This window comes from Alistipes sp. CAG:29 (genome assembly GCF_000435435.1).
GTDB lineage: Bacteria > Bacteroidota > Bacteroidia > Bacteroidales > Rikenellaceae > Alistipes > Alistipes onderdonkii.
On sequence record NZ_FR893419.1, the window covers coordinates 1 to 8,564 of the forward strand.

Sequence of the window (8,564 nt, forward strand, 5' to 3'; positions counted from 1 at the left end):
AAAGCCGGAGAATTCTCCGGCTTTTGTTTATTTTTTATTTCGGCTCCACTTCTCATTAAGGCGTTCCAGAAGGCGGGAAATACGCCGCACGTCTCGTTCATCGTCCTTCATAACCGGGGCTTTGCGAATGCTCCACCACAGAAAAAGATAAAACAAAATAAGTAATATTAATATATAAAGCAACCACCTCATCTGTATTAAAATAAGTCTATACCTACCATTTTATTTAGACTTAATCGAACTTATCGTCCCATTCTGACAAACATTTGTAGTCGAAAATATATAGCTCTTCTCATAGACATACACATAACAGCTATAAGTGATTTTATCTCTAACTTTTATCCAAGCTTACTATTCAATATCTCGTCATAAATTTCATAGACTTTATAAACCATTTTTTTCAAAGAAAAAAAAGATTCATATCTCTTTTTGCAATTCATTTTGAAGCGAGTTAACAGTTCGGGAGAGTCCAATATTTTATTAATTGCAGCAGATAGAGCTTGAGAATCACATACAGGGACATTCAGCCCCGTATCTCCATGTTTATTTACCCAATTAACCCCAGATCCAAGGATATCACACGCTACAATCGGCACCCCCATCGCCAAGGCTTCGGCCAATACCACGCCAAAAGCCTCCGTGCGAACAATTGAAGGCAAACAAAATAAATCCGCCGCCGCAAAATAGGCTCCTATCTGCTCTTGCGGAATACGCCCGATTAATTTCACACGATCAGCAACCCCCTTCTGCTTAATGAGACGTTCCAATTCATCCTGCAACTCCCCACAACCGCCAATGAGGACGATCGTATCGTCCCTCAGCTTACAAGCCGCTTCGATCAAATACCTAAAACCTTTATAATAAGTAAGCCGACCGATACTCAGCACGATTTTCTTTCCCGGATATTGCGTTTTGATTGTTTGATCAATTCCAGGTAAAAACATAAGATGTTCGGTATCGAGACCGATCGGGACGACCCGGACTTTTTTAACATAAGGCTGCAGATCAGATGAACTATCGAAATAGTTGCGGCTGGTAACGATAATTCGGCTTGCGCGACGTAACAGCATCGTCTGAAACGGGCGGTAAAATATCATCAGACTCTTTTGTTTGACAATATCCGAATGCCAATGGAGTACGATTTTCGCCCTTGTCCGGAACAATAAAGGAGCTAAAGCAGCCCATGGATTAGGTAAATGAAGATGAATAATATCATAATGGTTGCGAATTTTCCGATAAACGGAAAAATAACGCATCGAGATGGGAGTCGAATGAAAAATGGTACGAATCGGCACCCGGAATAATCGATAAGCGGGAGTTAAGTCATCCGTTTCGTTGCCGGCCAAATGTTGGAAACAGAGTTCATCCACATTACAATTCTCAATCTTATTCAAATTTTCAACTAAATCGTAATTCACTTTTTCGATACCGCCACAGAACGGGGGATAAAATTTACCAATATGTAAAACCTTCATGCCAATTTGGGATAATGATATTTTAAAAGTACCGGCGAATCTAACTTACCGCATCCATACTTTGCCTTGTTAAAAAGTTCAAAAACTACCAACCAATACATGAAATTCCCTGTTCCAGACAAATGTCCTGTAATGGTAAAATTAAAAACGATAAATAATAAGGTAAGCATCAAATTGTACCACTTCCTGTTTATTAAAAATCGATGTAGACAATACAATAAAGGCAAGAGATAGAAAAAAAATCCTATTACTCCATTATCTGTTAATAAACAAATCCAACCACTTTCTGGGTTATTATCATAGATACTGTTATAATACCCATTATTTCCAAAAATGATACTTTGCAACGGATAATCCAGAAACAAGTTTATCCCTTTCGTCCAGTAATAGATTCTGGCATTTTGATTTTCACCTTCACTCAATGCTAACAGCCTTTCTACAGAAGTTCCCGCATGCATATAAGCATAGTTCATTATGCCAATAAATATTGGTACAACAATCCATAAATATTTTATATTTTTCCGTTTAAACAACAAAACAATTAACGGGATTGACAATAATATAATCCCTAGTCGAGCATTCGCAAAAAAACAAGACAGAATAGCGGAAAACAATAACCATAAATTCTTATTGGCTAAAATAAATGCGGTTATCATAAACATTCCAAGTACAGTAGGCCCCCAAAATAGCCCCTTTGCCCGAAAAACACCAAGATTTCCGCCAAACAAAGCTTCATCAAACACAACTCCATTCAACACATTAACAAATAACAATTTATGAGTAACAAATTCGTAAGCCGTCAAACCTAAAGACAAAAAGACAAACCCGACGATTAATTTATAAACGAATTTGAAATCTAACAGATAAACTATAAATGCTACAACGATGCCTCCATATGAATAAATATTATGATAATAAGACCAAAAAGGGACTGAAATCAATAATAAACACCACGATGATACAGCACAATTGAATGGGAATTTATCAAGAGGTTTAATTTGCACGCCCCCCGAGATAAACAAATAGCTGCATAATAGCACAATAATCAATACCACGAATACATATCTATATGTTGATCCAATCAGCGTTTCACCATAGGCTTCTCCGAACAACATTAAAAAGATAAAAAAAACTATTAGTTTTTTATACATCTGCATATTAACTTATTTACACATCTTTTATACAACCCTACGAACGGGAGACAAACTCCGATTACAATCATTGTAATTAGAATGCAAATCCATAGATTTTCGCGCAAATCGCCTGTTCCCACATTTGTCATCCGACTTATTGTGAAAATTACAATACGCAAGATAATACCATGTATAGCCATGATTACCAGTGTCGATGTACTATATCCGATATGTTCTATCCAGCTTACACGACCTAATGCTATTGCAATGGCTATCATCATCATACAACCGACACCCGACCATAAGAGAAAAAGCAAAAAACAGCCATACTGGCCACTGGCCATATCAATCCTCGTAGCCCAACCTTCATGCACGGCAATGAGCAATAATAAGCAGCAACCAACAGCGACAAGTATTACATGCCGAACATGCGTCCAATACTGAACCCGCTCTGCAACCATCCACCCGGTCACATAGAAAGGCAGGGCAACCAGCGCGACATTCAGCCCCATTGGAAGCCACTCAATTCCCTTTGTATAAAGTCCCAGCCCCAAAACAGCACAAAGGACAGAAACTACAAAGATTGTTTTTCGACAACAAATATAGTCAGCTAACAACCGCGCCAATACTTCGGTCGAAAAAAGTGCGGGCAAAAACCACAATACGATGTTATGACTCATCCAACCGTTTATATTCGATCCCCACATTAGCGGTATCAGACGTTGCCACCAAGTGATCCCAGAGCAGACAGGGGGGGGGAAAATTGCACTCTACCAGCCACCACCATAGCAGCGTCAACAGATAAAAGAATGCATAAGGTAGCAGCAATTTTTGAGACCGGCGAATGATGAAGGTACGCAGATCATAACGATGCCTATTAAACAAGAAACCGGAAAGAAGAAAAAACAAAGGCATATGGAACGCGTAAATAAAAATCACCGTATTCGGCTCTTTCGAAACATGCCCCAGAACTACCAGGATTATGCCTAAAGCCCGTAACACATCTATCCAGTATTTACGCCCTGTAGATATATTTAAGGCTTGCTCATTCATGTGGAAATTTTATTTGCTATTCAACTCTTTCAACACTTTACGAAAAGCCATCATACAGGTCTCGACATTCTGCTCGTTTAATACGGTCTCATAGGGGATTCCCGGAAAACTGGTATTGTTCAACCGATTGATAAATCGGATTTTATCCAAAGTATCCGTGCGCGGAAATTCACCGCGAGGGACTTTATCCATCCATGCTCTCAATTCTTCAAACGACGCAGCAAATGGACAATTTTTCATATCATTATTGAGCGTGCGCACCATTGTTACAACCGGAATATCTGCAAGTATACACTCGATTGCTATTGTTCCAGTCACTGTCACGACCATATTTATCTTGGGAAGCACCTCATCCATACGAACTGAATGACGCAAAGGAACGATCCGTTCATGAGAAGCAATAAAAGCGAGTAACTCTTCCGTGAGTTCATATTTCGACTTGGGATTCGGTTTGACGAAAATCACCGCACCACTAGGTAGGCTGTCGTACAAATGATGGAGCATTTCCAATTGATTACGATAAGGACGTCCCCATACATCCAGATTAGCCTCGGGCTGCATTTGCATTGGATAGAGTAACCGGAAACTATTTTTAAACGACCCCACATTACGGCTTTCGGCCAATGCATTCCATTTACGGATCAGTTTACGCCGTTGACGTTCAATCCGCAATTTCACCCAGGGAGCAGGTGTATTGTAATGTTCTCCACCAAGATAGGCGACCGAAAGGTGTATCAAATCATTCCATCGTTTCAACCGAGTTGAAAGCGTCGCCCTATACTTTTGCATATAATCGGGCTTAATAGTGCGATGGACAATACTGTTGATCAATTTTATTGCCTGTTCGTCAGACATTGTTTCACCCGAGCCGGAAAAGGGTTCGAGCGTATCGTAACGATAAAAGGAAAAACGGCCAGGAGGAAACCGGCAGGTCGAAGGTTGTAAATAGGGAATGGAAAGTTCTCGACAAAGATCAATCGTCTGCAATTCATGGAAAGCAGTACTTTCACCAAAAGTTACATCGGGTCGTTCCTTCTCCAGAAAATCACGGATCAGCTTGCGATAATAGGTATAATGCCCCGTCGACCGATGTCCGAAATAGTTTATATTACGATCGGATAATATTAATGAGCGATCGGCTTCTGTTGGCTCTTCCAACTGGGTTTTATTCGGATAAGGTATCACCCAAACACGCCCACATCGAGGATGGAACAAATGATTTTGCACCAAAAAAAGGACTTGGTGCCCGTCATTAATCAGACAATCAGCAAAAGTTTCCCATATTCTCGTCCGAAAACGATTTTCGACAAATAATATTTTCATAATATCATACCGTAAAATAAATTACAATGGATGCCGCAAACAAAGCCAAACTCAAAATAGAACATTTGCGGAGTTTGATGCCGCGCCTGCTCAGCAAACAGTGCTGAATGGCCAAAGCTATCGTAAAAGTCACCGCATTGAGCAATGTAAAAAGCTCGATCGTCAGACGGCCTTGAAGTAAGTATAGCGCCACAGGCAACAACATGACCGGTACAATGACACGCAAATTCATCTGTCGAATCTGATTCTCTCTGCCCACAAGACCTTCACAAAGCGAAATACCCACCCATAAGGGCATCTGAAGGGCTATTAGAAAAAACAGCCGGGCATTGTCGATCGAAAGACCTTTTAAGAAATAGCGGCTAAGCAAGGGCACGAACAGATAACAGGCCAGACAACCGCACAGCACTAGGCCCATAATCGCTGTATAATAGAGATCGAGTCGACGGCTATTCCCCATATAGAGCTTTTGGAAAAAGGCGATATACAAAAACTGATGAATAATGATAGCGATACCAGCCAGACGAAAATAAAAACTGTAAATGCCCACTTGTTCATACCCCATAAAGTAAGCGATATAGATTCTGGCACTGGACGTAAGCCAATAGATAATAATTCCGGAGACAACCATATGCAGGCTGTAACGAAGAATCTCGCCGCAGTCGTCGTGCAGCAGGGCAGGTATGCTTTTGGTGTGGAGCTTATAAAACTGTCGCACATAAAACCCGCCCAACACAAAAAGGTAAACCTGCATGGCCGCTTCAAGGAGCATAACATGATGAGTGATTCCGAAACTCCATATGACCAAAATCACTCCTGTCAATATGAAATAATATCCCCCGTCGAACAATACACCCAGCCAACCCTTGTCTTCCGATTTGAGGATAGAGCTGTAGAGCCTTTGGAGTGCAAAAATCAAGGTAAAAAGCAAAATTAGCGAAAATCGTTGACCGATCGCTCCGTACCAACGCAACAAACAGGCTATGACGGCTATCCCCAGTACAGGAACTCCATAGAGCATAAAAACCTGCTTTTTATCCCTTTCCCCCCGACGAAGCACGAAATAAGGATAAGCCCCCCCTAAACCCAACATAGCCACGACGGCGAGTACACTCCCCAGCGCGTAGGAGAATTCCACTACACCATACTCTTCAAGGGAAACAAAATTAAGAAAAAAAATAGGGGCCAAGAAGGCAACTCCCTTTGACAATACAAAAAACAGGATGTTATCCCGCACCTTTTTAAAGAGCAGGCTTTTATTGTGCACCACCATTTTTGTGAGACTGTCGCTTTTCATAAATTCGATCTGCCACTTTAGCGTAATGGCAGATGGCCTGATCCGGATCAAATTCTTTGTAACGCAAAGCCTGCCCAACATAAAGCCCCGGCTCAGTGAGCGATTTAGCCACTACAGCCCCGGCCCCTACAGTCACAGCATCACAAATACATACGTCCGAACAAATCAATACGCGCGAACCGACATAGACATTTTGTCCAATTGAGATGCTGCCGTCCACTCTCCAGCGTGCTGCTCCAGATCTGCTATGATAGAACCCATGAGTCCAGAGCTGACTTCCGATGCCAACTAAAATGGAGTTTGCACCGAGACGGACACTGGCCGTCATGTCGATAAAATGCGATACGCCGATTATGGCATTTATACCCAGGATTAGTTCCGATTCGCGCAGATTGGAACTTGCCGAAAGAATCCTGTTGTATTTATTGATAACGGCTTCAGCATCCAATTGCACTCGGAAACGCCCCTTAAGCAAATTCATGCGTTGAATGCGCGATCGAGTGCCCAGATGAATAGATTTCGTGAGAATTAAGTTCCCACTTTGAATCACAGCCCCTTCTCCCAGGTAAATACCTGAAGTCAGGATCAGTGAAAACCCAATTCTGCTTTTACGGCCGAAGGAATACCCTTCCCCGCCAAATATCCTTACAAGAGGGAATGCGATACACGAAGGTAACAGAAACAAAATAGATGCGATAAGCCAACGCTTCATAAGAATCGATTCTCTATTTTATTTTTTAACTACGTTCTTCCGATAATAGACACAGAGGGCGCTCAGATAATTGGCAAACGTAACCATATAAGAGTTTTTCATCTCCCATTTACTCCGGTGTGCAATGATTTCACGGGCTTTGGCTTGGTAGCCAAATCTCCGGCAAAAAGAGTCGGAAGAGCGTAAATCGTCGCGCAAGGTCTGCTCCACCCGAATACCCAGAACACCGTTCATCATCAGATGACTGGAGAGTGATACGGCTTTAGCTCTTACCATAATATTCCAGGGCAATTCTTTTTCAAAAGCTTTGCGCAGAACATATTTATTGACGCGTACAGGTTTATTGCTGAATCCATCAAGTCCAGCCATAGTCTTGTTCGCCAATTTCCAAGGAATAGTCGATGCAAATTGATTGAAACGCTGTTCGTAGAAGGGTAGTACCGTAGTAACCCCGCGATTATGGGCCATATCGACCATATAACGAATATCATCGGTATACTGCTCCTGCCATTTTTTCTCGATAAGTCGATTAAATATCTCCCTGGAACTCATTCCAGCATGCAAATCAACCCGGTACCAATCGCAGATTTTCTCAAAATTGGACATATCGTATCTCCAGGTTTTGTATTTGACCGGATCGGCCATAAATTTCCTTCGCAGGATAAACCATTCGGGTACCAACGCATTGACAAGCAGATGGGAGTACTTCACTCTTCGGTCAGCCGCATTATAGAGTTTCAAAAGACAGGAAAGCCGCTCATACAAGTCCACCACTCCTTTACCGAATGCCCCCCAACCACCTGTTCCCTGATGAGATATTCGATCAATTACCTTCATATCTACGCTATTGACTGAAGGAGTATGAAGTCTGGTATCCTGTCCAGCAAAATAACGCACTGAAATGTCGTTTGATAAATGAGGCCGAAATATCCAATTTCCAAAAACTGGATTATTCATCTTTTGTAAATCATCTTCATAATCAGCCACAATTTTAGGATCTGCTGGATCGACCGTCACAACTTCCGTATTATACCCTAAATAAGAAGCCAATTCTTGAGCATATATAGTTTCATCTTGCGAACTTCCCGCAATACGATAGGAAACAACTCGTGTTTGTTCCGGACAAATATTATGTAATGAAGCTAACATTACACAAGAGTCTATGCCTCCGGATAAATAAACCACATTATTTTCACCAGCCCAATCAGCATGTACTTCCAATATCTTTTCACGCAGCAGACGTATATTTTCTTCCTCCGAATAATCGTTCTCAGAATACTCGATCGGCAATGATTCTCGCTCAATAGATTGCAAGGTTCCTCTTGGTATATAGTGCAACATCTCACCAATACGCACCTCATTCACATCTTCGTAAATAGTATAACCATCAGGTATGAACTGCTGATAAAGCAAAAAATCCGTATAGAATTTATTTATGTCTGTGGAAACATTATAAGCGATATCGTGCATATTGGTCGCCACAACTAACCGTTCTGTAAGCGAATCAAAATAATAATATCCAGATTTCTGCCCCATTGAATCACGCATCATATTTAACATACCGCTCTTCC

The 8,564-nt window shown here is 41.4% G+C and carries 8 protein-coding genes; all 8 read right to left on the reverse strand.

Features of this window, described 5'->3' with window-relative positions:
- Nucleotides 1-338 precede the first annotated feature (338 nt).
- Nucleotides 339-1,475 carry a glycosyltransferase gene (locus QVP03_RS03060; RefSeq protein ID WP_022332150.1) on the reverse strand — a complete coding sequence of 379 codons (1,137 nt, stop codon included), beginning with the start codon at nucleotides 1,473-1,475 and terminating at the stop codon, nucleotides 339-341.
- Nucleotides 1,472-2,626: an O-antigen ligase family protein gene (locus QVP03_RS03065; protein WP_022332151.1), complete on the reverse strand. Its 1,155-nt coding sequence runs from the start codon at nucleotides 2,624-2,626 to the stop codon at nucleotides 1,472-1,474. Before QVP03_RS03065 ends, QVP03_RS03060 begins: the two co-directional genes overlap by 4 nt.
- On the reverse strand, nucleotides 2,611-3,288 hold the full coding sequence (locus QVP03_RS03070; protein WP_022332152.1) for an acyltransferase 3: 678 nt from the start codon (nucleotides 3,286-3,288) through the stop codon (nucleotides 2,611-2,613). Before QVP03_RS03070 ends, QVP03_RS03065 begins: the two co-directional genes overlap by 16 nt.
- Nucleotides 3,278-3,661 carry an acyltransferase family protein gene (locus QVP03_RS03075; protein ID WP_022332153.1) on the reverse strand — a complete coding sequence of 128 codons (384 nt, stop codon included), beginning with the start codon at nucleotides 3,659-3,661 and terminating at the stop codon, nucleotides 3,278-3,280. Before QVP03_RS03075 ends, QVP03_RS03070 begins: the two co-directional genes overlap by 11 nt.
- A 9-nt stretch (nucleotides 3,662-3,670) precedes the next feature.
- Nucleotides 3,671-4,984: a hypothetical protein gene (locus QVP03_RS03080; protein ID WP_022332154.1), complete on the reverse strand. Its 1,314-nt coding sequence runs from the start codon at nucleotides 4,982-4,984 to the stop codon at nucleotides 3,671-3,673.
- Nucleotides 4,985-4,988: 4 nt separating this feature from the next.
- The gene (locus tag QVP03_RS03085; protein WP_229126883.1) at nucleotides 4,989-6,281 is read right to left on the reverse strand and encodes a hypothetical protein; all 1,293 of its coding nucleotides are present in this window, start codon (nucleotides 6,279-6,281) and stop codon (nucleotides 4,989-4,991) included.
- On the reverse strand, nucleotides 6,241-6,993 hold the full coding sequence (locus QVP03_RS03090) for an acyltransferase (RefSeq protein WP_022332156.1): 753 nt from the start codon (nucleotides 6,991-6,993) through the stop codon (nucleotides 6,241-6,243). Before QVP03_RS03090 ends, QVP03_RS03085 begins: the two co-directional genes overlap by 41 nt.
- An 18-nt stretch (nucleotides 6,994-7,011) precedes the next feature.
- Nucleotides 7,012-8,564: asparagine synthase-related protein (locus QVP03_RS03095; protein WP_288210617.1), on the reverse strand; the 1,553-nt coding region annotated here is incomplete at its 5' end.